Annotated in this window: 1 pseudogene; it reads right to left on the reverse strand. The window is 53.1% G+C overall.

Annotated features, from left to right (window positions below):
* Positions 1-7: 7 nt before the first annotated feature.
* Positions 8-1,086, reverse strand: a pseudogene (locus tag DWU98_RS22075) (hypothetical protein); the annotation flags it as partial.

A 1,086-nucleotide genomic window follows, 5' to 3' on the forward strand; every position in this document is an offset into this window, starting at 1 on the left:
TGTCCTTTTAGCGATTGGGCCTTTGCGGCGTGTAGTCCACTTGGTGAGAGGCGACTCCGTTTGCTATCCACCTTCCCTTTTCGATGCCATACCGCGCAAAGGTCAGTTGCTGGATCGAGGTCAGTTGCTGGACAACATCGGTTTGGATGCTGTCAGACAGATACCAATAAATATAAGCTGCGTAGCCTTGTCTTTCGTTGTAGCTGTTGGAACCACCATTGACCAATACATTCGTTTTTCCCACCGTGTCAGTGCTGAAGCCCTCATCAACGAGGCGGTTGATATTGCTGGTACCCATGTAATGCTTGGTGATCCAGAAATAACCGGCGCTATCGCATGCGTTGTATGTATCGCTGGCAATCAACGCAGGGTCGTATCGCGGCGCCCATAGCCGACGGTCATGCTTGATTGTTCGGTCAGGCTCTTTAATTGGCGGTGCCCACTCGTGCATGGAGGTGCTTGTTATGGGGTCGCCGGGACTGCCTGTGCCCTGATAGGTGCGGGAAGGATTGGCGGGAAAATTTCGATATTTTCCGTATGCGTCGTAATTTTCCGCCCATGTAAGCTGCATGAGGCCACGACCATAAAAAGAGCCATATGTGTAGCCCACACCACGACTATCTTCTTCAATTGTTCTAAATCGGTCTGTTTCGGCATAAATCTGCGCCAAAAATTGCGCAAGGCGTTCGCGTACCCCAAGCAAGTATTTTTGGGAGCATTTGTTTAAATCAATTTGATAGCGACGAAGCCGGCCTTCTGCAGTGTCCCATGTCATGCCCGAAGGCCTCCTCGGCATCAACTGCGCCAACTCCTCCACGCTCAACCACCCACACTTCCGAAACTGCTTAATAAACTCCCGTGGGTCCACATGCCAATGCACCGCATCCAGGTCCAGATGGCCGGCTTGCTTGGCCTGTTCCCAAAAACACAGCGCCCGCACATGCGCCTCGAACGCGGCCCATTGGGTTTCGTTTAGCGTGGGTGTTTGGTTTTGTTCGCCGGTGCGCACAAAGGGCTGCGTGCGTTTAAGCCACGCATAGCGCTGTTCGATGCCGTCGGCGGCCCATTCGGTCGGAACCTTGCACA

The sequence above is a fragment of the Dyella monticola genome, assembly GCF_003363155.1.
Taxonomy (GTDB): domain Bacteria; phylum Pseudomonadota; class Gammaproteobacteria; order Xanthomonadales; family Rhodanobacteraceae; genus Dyella_B; species Dyella_B monticola.